Origin of the sequence: Arthrobacter sp. EM1, from assembly GCF_029964055.1 — a bacterium.
In the GTDB taxonomy this organism is placed as follows: Bacteria; Actinomycetota; Actinomycetes; order Actinomycetales; family Micrococcaceae; genus Arthrobacter.
On the sequence record NZ_CP124836.1, the window covers coordinates 844443 to 858149 of the forward strand.

A 13707-nucleotide genomic window follows, 5' to 3' on the forward strand; every position below is an offset into this window, starting at 1 on the left:
ACCCGGCCGTGACGCCCGCCACCCTAGCGTCTGTAGTGCGCATCACACCGGAGTGGTGCACTTCACTGCAGAAGGAGCCGGCTGTGCTGGTATTACTAGGTTTCGCCATGATCACGGTTTTTATGGTGCTGATCATGACGAAAAGACTGACGCCCGTTCTGGCGCTTATTATTGTTCCCACCGTTTTCGGGCTTTTCGCCGGCGCCGGACTTGGCATCGGCGACATGGTGCTTGATTCCATGAAGTCGATGACCTCCACCGCGGCCCTGCTGATGTTCGCGATCATCTACTTTGGCCTGATGATCGACGTCGGGCTCTTCGACCCGCTGGTCCGGTTCATCCTGCGCCGGCTGGGCAACGACCCCGCCAAGGTGGTCCTCGGCACCGCCGTCCTCGCCGCGGCGGTCTCGCTCGACGGTGACGGATCCACCACCTTCATCCTGACCACCGCTGCGATGCTGCCGGTGTACCTGCGCCTGAAGATGAGTCCCGTGATCCTGACCTGCGTGGCTGGCCTGGCCAACGGCACCATGAACATCCTGCCGTGGGGCGGCCCCACCGCCCGCGCCGCCTCCGCACTGAAGATCAGCGTCTCGGAGGTGTTCGTCCCGATGATCCCCTCGCTGATCGCGGGCCTCGTCGTTGTGTTCGTCTTCGCCTGGCTGCTGGGCCTGCAGGAGCGCAACCGGCTGCGCACCGTCGCCCCCGAGATCTGGGGTTCTGCGGATACCCCCGGCGACAGCTACACCGGTACCGGTACCGGCACCGGCTTCGGCCGGCTCGGCTTCGGCCGCAAGCCGTCCGGTCCCGGCGGAAGCCCCGCCGCGGCACGGTCGGCAGTGGCGGTCCTGGAACACACCGGGGACCTCGCCGATGAACGCGATTCGGCCATGGCGGATACCGCGCTGGATCCCAACCGGTCCACGCTTCGGCCGAAGCTGCAGTGGTTCAACTTGGGCTTGACGGTTGCCATTATGGTGCTGCTGGTCGCCGACCTCGTGCCGCTGCCCTTTGTCTTTATGGTCGGCTCCGCCATCGCGCTGCTGGTGAACTTTCCCCGGCTCAAGGACCAGGGCGCGCAGCTGATCGCGCACGCACCTTCGATCGTCGCCGTCGTCAGCATGGTGATGGCCGCAGCGGTCCTGACCGGAGTGCTGAACGGGACCGGAATGGTCAAGGCCATGTCCCAGTGGCTCGTGGCCATCATTCCCGCCGACATGGGCCCGTTTATGGCCGTCATCACCGGCGTGCTCAGCATCCCCATGACGTTTTTTATGAGCAACGATGCCTTCTACTTCGGCGTCCTGCCGGTGCTCAGTGAAACGGCCGGCCACTACGGCATCAGCGCCGCGGACATGGCCCGCGCCTCCATCACCGGCCAGCCCTTCCACCTGCAGAGCCCGCTGGTACCGGCGATCCTGCTGCTGGTCTCCCTCGCCAAGGTGGACCTGGGCGACCACCACAAGAAGGTCCTCTGGCGCACGGCAGTTATCTCCCTGGTCATGCTGGCCACCGGAGTACTCACCGGAGCCATCGGCATCGGCTGACAAAACAAAACTGTGAGACTGTCGAGTTCGGAAATTTTCCGGACTCGGCAGTCTCGTTCGGTGAGCGCAGCACATCGGCGACGGGACGGACATCCGGAAGCGTGCGTCTAAGCGAGGAACGAGCGAGCACGCGGAGGATCGTCCGGCCCGCCGCCGACGGCGGAAGGGCTTAGGGCCACGTAGACTGGGACGGAAAATAATCCGAACTTGCAGGGGAGATCCATGGCTGCGATCAACCGCGACGACGTCGCGCATCTCGCGCGTCTCGCGCACATCGAGATGAGTGCTGAAGAGCTGGACACGATGGCAGGCGAACTCGCCGTCATCGTCGATTCAGTGAAGTCCGTAAGTGAAGCCGCCGGTGATGACGTCCCGGCCACGTCCCACCCGATCCCGCTGACGAATGTGTTCCGCGAGGACGTAGTAGGCCACACTTTCACGGCCGAACAGGCACTCTCCGGCGCTCCCGATGCGTACGAAGGCCGCTTCAAGGTCCCCGCAATCCTGGATGAGGGCTAAGAACATGACTGAGAACAACGAACTGATCCGTTCCTCCGCCGCGGCGCTCGCCGGCAAGCTCGCCGCCCGTGAGGTCTCCGCCGTCGAGGTCACCCAGGCGCACCTGGACCGCATCGCCGCCGTCGACGGCAAGGTCCACGCCTTCCTGCACGTCAACACCGACGAAGCGCTCGCCGTCGCCGCCGAAGTGGACGCGATCCGCGCCGCCGGCGGCGCCGCCGCCGAAGGGCTGCACGCGCTCGCCGGTGTGCCGATCGCCGTCAAGGACCTCATTGTTACGATCGGCCAGCCCACCACTGCCGGCTCGAAGATCCTCGAAGGCTGGCGCAGTCCCTACGACGCCACAGTCGTGGAGCGCCTGCGCGCCGCCAAAATGCCGATCCTGGGCAAAACGAACCTGGACGAATTCGCGATGGGCTCCTCCACCGAGCACTCCGCTTTTGGCCCCACCCACAACCCCTGGGACCTGGACCGGATCCCCGGCGGCTCCGGCGGCGGCTCGGCTGCTGCCGTGGCGGCCTTCGAAGCGCCGCTGGCCCTGGGCACCGACACCGGCGGCTCGATCCGCCAGCCCGGCGCCGTCACCGGCACCGTGGGCGTCAAGCCGACGTACGGCGGAGTGTCCCGCTACGGTGCGATCGCCATGGCGTCCTCGCTGGACCAGATCGGCCCGGTCTCGCGCACCGTACTGGACTCCGCACTGCTGCACCAGGTCATCGGCGGGCACGACCCGCGCGACTCCACCTCGCTGCCGGACCCGCTGGAGGACCTCGTGGCCGCCGCGTCGATCGGCAACGTGACCGGCATGAAGATCGGCATCATCAAGGAACTTCACGGCGAGGGCTACCAGGCCGGCGTCGAGAACCGTTTTAACGAATCCCTTGAGCTGCTCAAGGGCGCCGGCGCGGAAATCGTCGAGGTGTCCTGCCCCAACTTCAAGTACGCCCTCGGCGCCTACTACCTGATCATGCCCTCCGAGGCCTCCTCCAACCTGGCCAAGTTCGACGGCGTCCGGTATGGCCTGCGGGTCCTGCCCGAAGAGGGCCCGATGACGATTGAGCGCGTGATGGCTGCGACCCGTGCCGCCGGCTTCGGCGACGAGGTCAAGCGCCGGATCATCCTGGGTACCTATGCGCTGAGCGCCGGCTACTACGACGCCTACTACGGCTCGGCCCAGAAGGTGCGCACCCTGATCCAGCGCGACTTCGACGCCGCGTTCGCCAAGGCCGACGTGCTGATCTCCCCAACGGCGCCCACCACGGCGTTTAAGCTCGGCGAGAAGCTCAACGACCCGCTGGCGATGTACCTCAACGACGTCGCCACCATCCCCGCCAACATGGCCGGCGTGCCGGGGCTGTCCCTGCCCGGCGGCCTGGCCGACGAGGACGGCCTGCCGGTCGGTGTCCAGCTGCTGGCCCCGGCCCGCCAGGATGCCCGGCTGTACCGGGTCGGTGCGGTGCTCGAATCCCTGCTGGAGGCGCAGTGGGGCGGCCCGCTGCTGGATAAGGCTCCTTCCCTGACGGCCCCATCCCTTAACGACGCTGTCGCGAGCCACGGAGGTTCCCACTAATGACTGACGCAACCCTCAGCTTCGAAGAGGCGATGGAGAAGTACGATCCCGTCCTGGGCTTCGAAGTCCATGTGGAGCTCAACACCAAAACGAAGATGTTCTCCTCCGCGCCGAACGTCTTCGGCGACGAGCCCAACACCAACGTCAACGAGGTGGACCTCGGGATGCCCGGCGTGCTGCCCGTGGTAAACAAGGCCGCGATCGAGTCCTCGATCAAAATCGGCCTGGCACTGAACTGCACAATTGCCGAAACCTGCCGTTTCGCCCGGAAGAACTACTTCTACCCGGACACCCCGAAGAACTTCCAGACCTCCCAGTACGACGAGCCCATCGCGTACGACGGCTACCTGGACATCGAGCTCGCCGACGGGACAGTGTTCCGGGTCGAGATCGAGCGCGCCCACATGGAGGAGGACGCCGGCAAGCTGACCCACATGGGCGGCGCCACCGGACGTATCCAGGGCGCGGACTACTCGCTTGTGGACTACAACCGCTCCGGGGTGCCGCTGGTGGAGATCGTCACCAAGCCGATCGAGGGTGCCGGGTCCCGCGCCCCCGAACTCGCCAAGGCCTACGTGGCTGCGGTCCGCGAGATCGTCAAGAACCTCGGCGTCTCGGACGCCAAGATGGAGCGCGGCAACGTCCGCTGCGACGCCAACGTCTCGCTGCGCCCGCACGGCCGCGAACGCTTCGGCATCCGCTCCGAGACCAAAAACGTCAACTCGCTGCGCGCCGTCGAACACGCGGTCCGCTACGAGATCCAGCGGCACGCCGCCGTGCTGGACTCCGGCGAGCCCGTCACCCAGGAAACCCGCCACTGGCACGAGGACACCCGCTCCACCACCTCGGGCCGGCCCAAGTCCGACGCCGACGACTACCGCTACTTCCCGGAACCGGACCTGGTGCCGATTGTTGCGTCACGCGCCTGGGTCGAGGAACTCCGGGCCACGCTGCCCGAGCCGCCGGCCGCCCGCCGTAAGCGCCTGCAGGCCGACTGGGGCTATTCGGACCTGGAGTTCCGCGACGTTGTTAACGCCGGCGTAATGGACGAAATCGAGGAAACCATCGCCGCCGGCGCCACGGCCACGGTGGCCCGCAAGTGGTGGATGGGCGAGATCGTCGGACGCGCCAAGAACGCCGACGTCGATCCCGGCCAGCTCGGCGTGTCACCGGCCACCATAGTGGAACTGAACACGATGGTCGAGGACGGCAAAATCAACAACAAGATGGCCACCGAGGTCCTGGACGGCGTACTCGCCGGCGAAGGTACCCCGGCGGAGATCGTCGAGCAGCGCGGCCTCGCAGTGGTCTCCGACGACGGCCCGCTCCTGGAAGCCATCGACGCGGCCCTCGCCGCGCAGCCCGGCGTTGCGGACAAGATCCGCGGCGGCAAGATCCAAGCAATTGGTGCGATCGTCGGCGGCGTGATGAAGGCCACCCGCGGCCAGGCCGACGCCGGCCGCGTCCGGGAGCTGATCCTGCAGCGCCTCGGCGTCGAAGGCTAGGCCCCGCCCAACTGACTCGCAGTTGTGGTCGTTTTGCCCCCTCAAAACGACCACAACTGCGAGTCAGTTGGGTTATCAGTTGGGTTAACGGACCAGTTCGGTCATGATCGTCTGCAATGCTTCGCAGACGATCATGACCGATCTGCGTTTAAGGTTCTCCGGCCGGGCCAGCACGTCGATCCGCCGCCGGGTGCTGATGCCCTCCAGCGGCCGCAGCACAATCCCCGGGTTCAGGGCAGGCCGGGCGGTGTAGCGGGGAAGCAGCCCGATCACACCCCCGGTCGCCACGAGCGCCGCCACAGTGGAGTAATCGTTGATCCGGTGGACGATGTTCAGCTCCCGGCTGGAGACGGCCGCGAGCGCGGCCAGGACGTCCGCGGGGGAGTAGCCCGCGCGGCTCGTCACCCAGGGTTCGCCCACGACGTCGTCCGCGGTCACCGCCGCCTGGCCTGCCAGCCGGTGCCCGGCCGGCAGCGCGACATCCAGCGGCTCGTGCGCGAGCGGGATTACCGCGACGCGCTCCTGGGGCCAGCCCGGGCTGTGGTCCATCCGGTGCGCGAGCACCAGGTCATACCGGGCCGTCAGCGCCGGGAAGTCCTGCTGGGCCACGTCCTCGTCCGTGAGCAGGATCCGCGGTTGCCCCGGCCCGGCCAGGCGCCGGGCGAGCGGGGCGAACAACGCCTGCCCGGCGCTGTGGAAACCGCTCAGCGTAACCGGCGCCACCGCCGAGCCGTGATAGGCGCCGATAGCAGTCCGGGCATCGGCCATGGCGCTGACGACGGCGGCCCCGGCGTCGGCGAGCACCTGCCCGGCCTCGGTCAGGACCAGGTTCCTGCCCTCCTTGCGGGTCAGCGGCACGTCCACGGATTTCTGCAGGGCGGCCAGCTGCTGCGACACCGCCGAGGGTGTAACGAGCAGGGTTTCGGCGACGGCCTTGACGCTCCCGAGGGCCCCGAGCTCGCGGAGCATCTCCAGCTGGTGGATTTCCATGCCGCCCAGTCTATGCGCAAGGGGAATCTAAATCGTCGATTGAGAAAAGTACGGTTGTGCTAATGCTTTTCACCGGCTCTAATGGGGTGAGTTGTCCCACACCCGCTGTCCGAGGCAGCGCACCCAACGTGCCGAACGGCACAGTGAGGAAGGCCCATGAAGGCTCTCTACAAGGCCGGCGCGCACGCAGGATTCGAACTCGTTGACCGTCCCGAACCGGAGGCAGGCCCCGGGGACGTCAAGATCCGGGTCATGACCACGGGCATCTGCGGCACCGACCTGCACATCCAGTCCTGGGACGCGTGGGCGCAGGGCATCATCAACACCCCGCTGATCGCCGGCCACGAGTTCTACGGCGAAGTCGTCGAGACCGGCGAGGACGTCCTGGACGTCAAGGTCGGGGACCGGGTGTCCGGTGAAGGCCACATCGTCTGCGGCATCTGCCGCAACTGCCGCGCCGGCCGCAAGCAGATGTGCATCAACACCGTCAGCGTCGGCGTGCAGCGCGACGGCGCGTTCGCCGAGTACGTTGTTATCCCCGAGACCAACGTCTGGGTGCATCAGGACTCCTCCGTGACGCCGGAACTCGGTGCCATCTTCGACCCCTTCGGGAACGCCGTGCACACCGCGCTGAGCTTCCCGCTGGTCGGCGAGGACGTGCTGATCACCGGCGCCGGGCCCATCGGATTGATGGCGATCGCCGTCGCCCGCCATGCCGGCGCCCGCAGGATCGCCATCACCGATGTCTCCGCACCGCGGCTGGAACTCGCGCGGACCCTCGGCGTCGACCTCGCCATCGACGTCTCGAAGACGCGGGTCAAGGACGCCCAGCGGGAACTGGGCCTGCGCGAAGGATTCGACATCGGCATGGAAATGTCGGGACACCCCACGGCGTTGCCTGAGATGATCGAGAACATGAACCACGGCGGCAGGATCGCGATGCTGGGACTGCCCAGCCAGTCCATCGACATCGACTGGGGCAAAGTGGTCACGCACATGCTGACCATGAAGGGCATCTACGGCCGGGAAATGTTCGAGACCTGGTACGCCATGAGCGCCATGCTGTCCTCCAACCCGGTCCTGCACGCCAACATCTCCGCCGTTGTCACGGACACCCTTCCCGCCACCGATTGGGACCGGGGATTCGAGATCGCCCGGGCCGGCGTCGGCGGCAAAGTGGTCCTCGACTGGACCTGCTTCTAACCCCCCACCGTTTCGGCCCACCGACCCCACCAGCGCAGGAGCCCACACCATGTATTCAGCCATTAAGAACCAGCTGCAGCACGAACTGGAAGAGATCCGCGGCGCCGGCCTGTTCAAGACCGAGCGGCACATTGACTCGCCCCAGGCAAACCACATCAAGGCGGGCCAGATCGGCGGGGCCAGCGCGGACGTGCTGAACTTCTGCGCCAACAACTACCTGGGCCTCGCGGACCACCCCGAAATCATTGCCGCAGCCAAGTCCGCGATGGACGAGCGGGGCTTCGGCATGGCCAGCGTGCGGTTCATCTGCGGCACCCAGGACCTGCACCTGGCCCTGGAGGAACGCGTCTCGGCGTTCCTCGGCACCGAGGACACCATCTTGTTCTCGAGCTGCTTCGACGCTAACGGCGGTGTGTTCGAGTCCCTCTTTGGCCCGGAAGACGCCGTCATCTCCGACGCCCTGAACCACGCCTCGATCATCGACGGCATCCGGCTCTGCAAGGCCCAGCGGTTCCGCTACGCCAACCAGGACATGGCGGACCTCGAATCGAAACTGATCGAGGCCAGCACGCAGGAGAACCCGGCCCGCCGCAAGATCATTGTCACGGACGGCGTCTTTTCGATGGACGGCTTCCTGGCCCCGCTGGAAGCGATCTGCGACCTCGCCGAAAGATACGACGCCATGGTCATGGTGGACGACTCACACGCCGTCGGTTTTATGGGCGCCAGCGGAGCCGGCACGCCGGAACACGCCGGCGTCTCGGACCGCGTGGACATCTACACCGGCACCTTCGGCAAGGCCCTGGGCGGCGCCTCCGGCGGTTACGTCTCCGGCCGCCGCGAAGTCGTCGCCATGCTCCGGCAGAAGGCCCGTCCCTACCTGTTCTCCAACTCGCTGGCCCCGGCCATCGTCGCTGCTACCCTCAAGGCCCTGGACCTGGTGGAGAACTCCGGCGAACTGCGCAGCAAACTCTTTGACAACGCCGCGCTGTTCCGCCGCCGGATGGCCGAGGAAGGCTTTGAGCTGCTCCCGGGCGAGCACGCCATCGTCCCGGTGATGTTCGGGGACGCCGTCCTGGCCGCCAAGGTCGCGGACGCGATGCTGGAGCACGGCGTCTTCGTCACGGCGTTCAGCTACCCGGTAGTTCCCAAGGGTGCGGCCCGGATCCGGGTACAGCTCTCCGCGGCGCACAGCGCCGAAGACGTCGAGGCCTGTGTGCAGGCCTTTGTGCGCAGCCGCGCCGCCGTCGCGGGCTAAGCGGCACCGGAGGAAGCCTGCGGCGCCGGGAACGGCGCCGCAGGCTCTCCGTCTGCGAGGATGGAACCATGTCAGCTAATTACGATGTTGTGATTGTCGGCGGCGGGATCGCCGGCTTGTCCCTTGCCTCAGCCCTCGCCGGGAAGTGCAGCGTCGCGTTGGTGGAAGCCGAGCAGAGCCTGGCTTACCACACCTCGGCACGCTCGGCGCGGCAGCTGATCCCCAGTTACGGTCCGGCAGTTGTCCAGGAGCTCACGCTGCGGACCCTCGCGCTGATCGCCGCCCGGGACGCCGAACTGCCGGAGCCGGTGCTCTCGCCCCGCAGCTTTATGCTGATCGGCGACGACGAGGCTGTCCGCGGCGAGTCCAGCGGGCAGATGGTGCCGATTAGCCACGCCGCGGCGATGGAGCTCTGCCCGGCACTGCTCCCCGGCTCCTTCTCCGCCGCGGGCCTGGACACCGGCTCCTTCGGCTGTGACGCACCCCTGCTGCTCGAGGACCACCGCCGGCGCGCGGCCGCCGGCGGCGTGGACATCATTACCGGCGCAAAGGTCCACTCGGCCCAGCGGCTCGGGTCCGGCTGGGAACTCGGAGCCGGGCAGGAAGGCTTCGCAGCCGCCGTTGTGGTCAATGCCGCCGGCGCGTGGGCGGACGAACTGGCAGTACTCAGCGGGGTCGAGAAAGTCCAGCTGCAGCCGTACCGGCGCACCGCGGCTATCGTCGACGTCGAGCATCCCCTTCCGGAGTCCAGCCCCATGGTGTGCGCGGCCGACAACTCCTTCTACTTCCGCCGGGACGGCGGGCAGGTGCTGATCTCGCCCTCGGAATCGGTGCCCAGCGGCCCCGAGGACGCGCAGCCGCACCCGGGGGACATCGAGGCGCTGAGCGCCCGGCTTAATACCCTGACCACCCTCGGCATCCGCGGTGTCCGCCGGGCCTGGACCGGATTGCGGACGGAGGCGGCCGACGGTGTGCCCGTGGTGGGATTCGACGCCGAAGCCCGGGGCTTTTTCTGGCTGGCCGGGCAGGGCGGCTATGGCTTCCAGACCTCCTCCGGCATCGCCGAGCTGGCCGCGGACCTTATCCTCGCAGGCCAGGGCGCCGGATCCACTGCCGCCGGTCCGGTATCCCGGACAGCGGCGCCGCTGGCGGCTACGCGCTGGTCCATCCGGCACTGAAGAATGGTCTTATGAGCACCCTGATCACAAACATTGCCGAGCTGATGACCCAGGACCGGGACCACCGGGTGCTGAAGGACGCCGCGCTGGTGATCGACGGCGAACGGATCGCCTGGCTGGGCCGGGCGTCCGACGCGCCGGCCGCCGACGGCACCGTCGACGCCGGCGGCCGTGCCCTGCTGCCGGGCTGGGTCGATTCGCACACCCACCTCATCTTTGCGGGTGACCGGACCGCCGAATTCGAGGCCCGGATGGCGGGGGAGAGCTACACTGCGGGCGGGATCGCCGCAACCACCGGGGCCACCCGCGCCACCGGAGACTTCGACCTCACCCGGCTGGCGATGGGCCGGGTAGCCGAAGCTGTTTCGCAGGGCACCACCTATCTTGAAACCAAAACCGGCTACGGCCTGGACGTTGACAACGAGGCCCGCAGCGCGCGGATCGCTTCCACAGTCGTCGACGAGGTCACGTACCTCGGCGCGCACCTTGTCCCCGCGGGGATTGACGCCGAGGAATACACGGAGCTCGTGTGCGGCCCGATGCTCTCCGCCGTCCGGCCGTTTGTGCGCTGGGCCGACGTCTTCTGCGAACGGGGAGCGTTCACCGAGGACCAGTCCCGGCGCGTGCTCCAGGCCTGCCGGGACGCCGGGCTGGGCCTGCGTGTGCACGGCAACCAGCTCGGCGAGGGCCCCGGCGTCAGGCTCGCCGTGGAGTTCGGCGCTGCCAGCGTGGACCACGTCAACTACCTGTCCGCCGCCGACGTCGACGCCCTCGCGGGCAGCTGGTCCGGCTGGGACGGCGGTAACGGCGGGAAGCGCCCCGGCACTGGCGCCGGACGCGGGACTGTGGCGACCTGCCTGCCGGCCTGCGACCTGTCCACCCGGCAGCCGCTGGCGCCGGGCCGGGAACTGCTTGACGCCGGCGTGCAAATCGCCCTGGCCACGAACTGCAACCCGGGCACCTCCTATACCAGCTCGATGGCGTTTTGCGTCACCACGGCGGTGCTGCAGATGCGGCTCAGCGTCCATGAGGCCGTGCGCGCCGCAACGTACGGCGGTGCGCTGGCCCTTGGCCGGGAGTCCGGTAACGACGCCGACGGAGAACGCGCTGTCGGTTCGATCGCCGTCGGGCACCGCGCGGACCTCCATCTGCTGAACGCGCCGTCCGCCACCCATCTGGCTTACCGGCCCGGCATCCCGTTGACCCACGCGGTCTGGCGGGCCGGGGTCCGGGCGCGCTGACGCCTGCCGCTGCGGCCGCTAGAACACCATCCGCGGAGCGTTCAGCACGGTCTCATCAACACGCCGGGCCTCCCACTGGCTGAACGGTTTGTCGAGTTCATACTTTTTCTCTGCGGTGCGGTACAGGGTGCGGACCTCGGCGTTGTCCGGGTTGTTGAGTGATTCGAAGTACTCCACGGACCAGTGGAACCAGCGCATGCAGAACAGCCGCATGGTCAGCCCGTGGGTCACAAACAGCGCATTGGGGGCGTAGCTGGGTTTGGACCAGTGCCGGTACAGCGTTTCCATAAATGAGGAGATCCGGTCATAGACATCGGAGCCGGATTCGCCTTCGCGGAAGCGGTAGAAGAAGTGGCCGTAGGCGTTGCGGAGTTCCTTCTGGTCTTCGATCTCACCGGCGATCTGGAAGTTGGCCCAGTCCTGCTCACGCAGCCGCGGCTCCTCGATCACGCGTTCAACCAGCGCGCCGAGGTTCATCGCCTCCAGGGTCTGATAGGCGCGCAGGTACGGGGAGACGTAGACGCAGGCCGGCTGCCCGTCCAGCAGCCGCCGTACCCGTTCGCCGGCTGCCCGTGCCTGGTCGATGCCAAGCCCGGTCAGCGGGATCCGGTAGTCGGGCACCCGGTTGTAGATCGAGGTGTCGGCATTGGCGGCGGACTGGCCGTGCCGGATCATGATGATTTTCCCGGGCGCACTCATAAACCCCAAGCATAGGCGTGACGACCGGGAAAAACCGGGCAAGATAGGACCATGCTGGTTCCCTCCCGCCGTCGCCTGCGGCTAGAAGTCTGGATCGTCCTGGGCCTGTCCCTGGGCCAATCCGCCGTGTACTCGGTCGTTCAGCTGCTGGACAAGCTGACCCGGGGGCCGCTGGCGGAGGGGACTTCCACCCTGAACCGCTCCCAAAGCAGCCGCGAATACTTTGACCTGAGCTACCAGCTGCTGGACATTGTCTTCGCGCTGGTACCGGTGGTCCTGGTGTTCTATTTCCTCACCGAACACCGGGTGTCCGGTGCGGCCGGCAGCGGGGCCACGGCGTTCGGGAAACTGGGATTCACGTTTGCCCGCCCGGGCAGGGACCTGATCCAGGGCCTCGGGCTGGCGGCCCTGATCGGTGTACCTTCCCTGGGCCTGTACGCTGCGGGCCGGGCGCTGGGGATCACCACGGCGATTATCCCCAGTGCCCTCGATTCCTACTGGTGGACGGTGCCGGTGCTCATCCTCTCCGCGGTCCGGCACGGGATCGTGGAGGAAGTGATTGTGGTGGGCTACCTGCTGGACCGGCTCGGCAAGTTCGGCTGGAGCCTGCCGCTGGCCATCTTCGCCAGTTCCATGCTGCGCGGAAGCTACCACTTGTACCAGGGCTTCGGCCCGTTCATCGGCAACGCGATCATGGGCGTCGTTTTTGCACTGGTGTACACCCGAACGCGGCGCGTGATGCCGCTGGTGATCGCCCACGCGCTGCTGGACACCGTGGCCTTCGTCGGCTTCAGCCTCTTTGGCAAGGCCATCGGCCTGGGCTGAGCCGCCGGAGGGGTTCTGCGCGGAGGGGATCTGCGGGGCACGGCTGCGGCGGCCCATACGTGCTTTAAGAAATTCGGCCACCATCGGTGGGTGACGTCGTTGACACCCGCTGATGGCGGCCGAAGTGCGGGGCGGTGAAGCCTCAGATCGTGACGGCTCCGGACGCCGTCTCAAACGTGACGGAGAGGATGCCGGGTGTCCCGCGCGGAGCAATCCAGTGCACGGCCACGTCTTCGAGCGGCTTCTCCACCGGGACGCCGAGCCATTCGGTGACGCGCTCGGCCGAACCGGCAATCGTGAGGGCGGACATTTTGACGTTGCCCTCGTAGGCCTTCGACGGGTGGAGTTCCGGATCGCCTTCCCATTTGAGCATGTACGGGACCTGGGGATCGGCGATGAGCCCAAGGATGCCAATCTGCTTCCAGACCAGCTCCCGGCCGTCCGGGAACTTGCGGTTGCCGTTGACGGCGGCGCGGCCGAGCCGGACTTCGAACGGGGCGAGGTCGTCGACCTCCACACACCAGCCCATCCAGCCGCCGCCGGCTTCGGAGCGGGCGCGGACGGCCTGGCCGAAGGGGGCCTTGTCGGAGGCCGGGTGGTTCAGGACCTCCACCACCTCGAGGTACTTGTGTCCCGCTAGCGGGATGATCATGTTGCGGGTCCCGAATCGGGGGTGTACTCCGCCCTTCACGGCTTCCACGCCGAGGGCAGACGCAATTCGTTCGGTGGTGGCAGCGAGGCCATCTTGTTCACAGGCGTAAGAGACGTGATCCATGCGCATGCCATCATCTTGGCACTTTGTGATGCGCCTCTCAGCTTAGGGTACCCTTACTGGCAGTTGGGGTCGGATCCGGACTGTTCCGGCCACACTCTCGGCAGCACACTTGGCAGCACACGTGGCCGCATTGGCATGGCATCAGCAGCGCCGCGGCCGGGCCAGCTTCATCTTTGTCACAAAGCTATCCACCGCCTGCAACCGGTTCCTAGACTGGGGTGAGGTCATGAGTGCCAGCGCACAGCCCCGGCTCGCTGGCCGGCAACCCTCGTATCGCGGTGGGGTGCCCCGGGTGAGGACCTGGCCGTCCGGCGCCCGCCGGGAGGCAAGCGCGGCGCCAGCACGGGCCCGGGCCACGGTGCCCAGGGTCAGGCTGTGCCCGCTCCCCTAAGGAGTG

The 13707-nt window shown here is 67.3% G+C and carries 12 protein-coding genes and 1 riboswitch; of the genes, 9 read left to right on the plus strand and 3 right to left on the minus strand.

The annotated features are described in order from the left end of the window. Positions 1-83 precede the first annotated feature (83 nt). The 4 genes from QI450_RS03690 (at position 84) to gatB (ending at position 5141) form a co-directional block, all read left to right on the plus strand. The gene (locus tag QI450_RS03690) at positions 84-1547 is read left to right on the plus strand and encodes a CitMHS family transporter (protein WP_226774634.1); all 1464 of its coding nucleotides are present in this window, start codon (positions 84-86) and stop codon (positions 1545-1547) included. A gap of 222 nt (positions 1548-1769) precedes the next feature. Continuing rightward, a complete protein-coding gene (gene gatC / locus QI450_RS03695) occupies positions 1770-2066 on the plus strand; it encodes an Asp-tRNA(Asn)/Glu-tRNA(Gln) amidotransferase subunit GatC (protein WP_226774633.1) in 297 nt (98 codons plus the stop codon). A 4-nt stretch (positions 2067-2070) separates the two neighbouring features. Next, entirely contained in the window at positions 2071-3636 is a 1566-nt protein-coding gene (gene gatA / locus QI450_RS03700) for an Asp-tRNA(Asn)/Glu-tRNA(Gln) amidotransferase subunit GatA (RefSeq protein WP_226774632.1), read from the plus strand. Further along, entirely contained in the window at positions 3636-5141 is a 1506-nt protein-coding gene (gatB, locus tag QI450_RS03705; RefSeq protein ID WP_226774631.1) for an Asp-tRNA(Asn)/Glu-tRNA(Gln) amidotransferase subunit GatB, read from the plus strand. The genes gatA and gatB overlap by 1 nt, the downstream gene beginning before the upstream one ends. A gap of 84 nt (positions 5142-5225) precedes the next feature. Here gatB and QI450_RS03710 read toward each other — a convergent pair whose 3' ends face one another. Next, positions 5226-6131, minus strand: a complete 906-nt coding sequence (locus tag QI450_RS03710) for a LysR family transcriptional regulator (RefSeq protein WP_226774630.1) — start codon at positions 6129-6131, stop codon at positions 5226-5228. A 156-nt stretch (positions 6132-6287) separates the two neighbouring features. Here QI450_RS03710 and tdh point away from each other — a divergent pair, with 156 nt between their 5' ends. The 4 genes from tdh (at position 6288) to QI450_RS03730 (ending at position 11011) form a co-directional block, all read left to right on the plus strand. Continuing rightward, the gene (gene tdh, locus QI450_RS03715; RefSeq protein ID WP_226774629.1) at positions 6288-7334 is read left to right on the plus strand and encodes an L-threonine 3-dehydrogenase; all 1047 of its coding nucleotides are present in this window, start codon (positions 6288-6290) and stop codon (positions 7332-7334) included. A gap of 49 nt (positions 7335-7383) precedes the next feature. Continuing rightward, positions 7384-8592 (plus strand): glycine C-acetyltransferase, encoded by a 1209-nt coding sequence (locus QI450_RS03720; RefSeq protein ID WP_226774628.1) that lies wholly within the window; start codon positions 7384-7386, stop codon positions 8590-8592. 68 nt (positions 8593-8660) lie between these two features. Continuing rightward, the gene (locus QI450_RS03725) at positions 8661-9770 is read left to right on the plus strand and encodes an FAD-dependent oxidoreductase (RefSeq protein ID WP_226774627.1); all 1110 of its coding nucleotides are present in this window, start codon (positions 8661-8663) and stop codon (positions 9768-9770) included. An 11-nt stretch (positions 9771-9781) separates the two neighbouring features. Next, positions 9782-11011 (plus strand): amidohydrolase family protein, encoded by a 1230-nt coding sequence (locus QI450_RS03730; RefSeq protein ID WP_226774626.1) that lies wholly within the window; start codon positions 9782-9784, stop codon positions 11009-11011. An 18-nt stretch (positions 11012-11029) separates the two neighbouring features. Here the strand turns inward: QI450_RS03730 and QI450_RS03735 are convergent, their stop codons facing one another. Next, positions 11030-11710 (minus strand): histidine phosphatase family protein, encoded by a 681-nt coding sequence (locus tag QI450_RS03735; protein WP_226774625.1) that lies wholly within the window; start codon positions 11708-11710, stop codon positions 11030-11032. A gap of 51 nt (positions 11711-11761) precedes the next feature. Between QI450_RS03735 and QI450_RS03740 the strand changes: the two genes are divergently transcribed. Further along, a complete protein-coding gene (locus QI450_RS03740) occupies positions 11762-12535 on the plus strand; it encodes a CPBP family intramembrane glutamic endopeptidase (RefSeq protein ID WP_226774624.1) in 774 nt (257 codons plus the stop codon). 142 nt (positions 12536-12677) lie between these two features. Here QI450_RS03740 and QI450_RS03745 read toward each other — a convergent pair whose 3' ends face one another. Beyond that, entirely contained in the window at positions 12678-13316 is a 639-nt protein-coding gene (locus tag QI450_RS03745) for a VOC family protein (protein ID WP_226774623.1), read from the minus strand. A gap of 216 nt (positions 13317-13532) precedes the next feature. Further along, positions 13533-13648, plus strand: a riboswitch (SAM riboswitch). Positions 13649-13707: the final 59 nt, after the last annotated feature.

Bases quoted from the DNA above. Each gene is read 5' to 3' on its own strand.
- QI450_RS03710 (WP_226774630.1), bottom strand. From the start codon at position 6,131: ATGGAAATCCACCAGCTGGAGATGCTCCGCGAGCTCGGGGCCCTCGGG.
- gatC (WP_226774633.1), top strand. From the start codon at position 1,770: ATGGCTGCGATCAACCGCGACGACGTCGCGCATCTCGCGCGTCTCGCG.
- gatB (WP_226774631.1), top strand. From the start codon at position 3,636: ATGACTGACGCAACCCTCAGCTTCGAAGAGGCGATGGAGAAGTACGAT.
- tdh (WP_226774629.1), top strand. From the start codon at position 6,288: ATGAAGGCTCTCTACAAGGCCGGCGCGCACGCAGGATTCGAACTCGTT.
- QI450_RS03740 (WP_226774624.1), top strand. From the start codon at position 11,762: ATGCTGGTTCCCTCCCGCCGTCGCCTGCGGCTAGAAGTCTGGATCGTC.
- QI450_RS03730 (WP_226774626.1), top strand. From the start codon at position 9,782: ATGAGCACCCTGATCACAAACATTGCCGAGCTGATGACCCAGGACCGG.
- QI450_RS03745 (WP_226774623.1), bottom strand. From the start codon at position 13,316: ATGCGCATGGATCACGTCTCTTACGCCTGTGAACAAGATGGCCTCGCT.
- gatA (WP_226774632.1), top strand. From the start codon at position 2,071: ATGACTGAGAACAACGAACTGATCCGTTCCTCCGCCGCGGCGCTCGCC.
- QI450_RS03720 (WP_226774628.1), top strand. From the start codon at position 7,384: ATGTATTCAGCCATTAAGAACCAGCTGCAGCACGAACTGGAAGAGATC.
- QI450_RS03725 (WP_226774627.1), top strand. From the start codon at position 8,661: ATGTCAGCTAATTACGATGTTGTGATTGTCGGCGGCGGGATCGCCGGC.
- QI450_RS03735 (WP_226774625.1), bottom strand. From the start codon at position 11,710: ATGAGTGCGCCCGGGAAAATCATCATGATCCGGCACGGCCAGTCCGCC.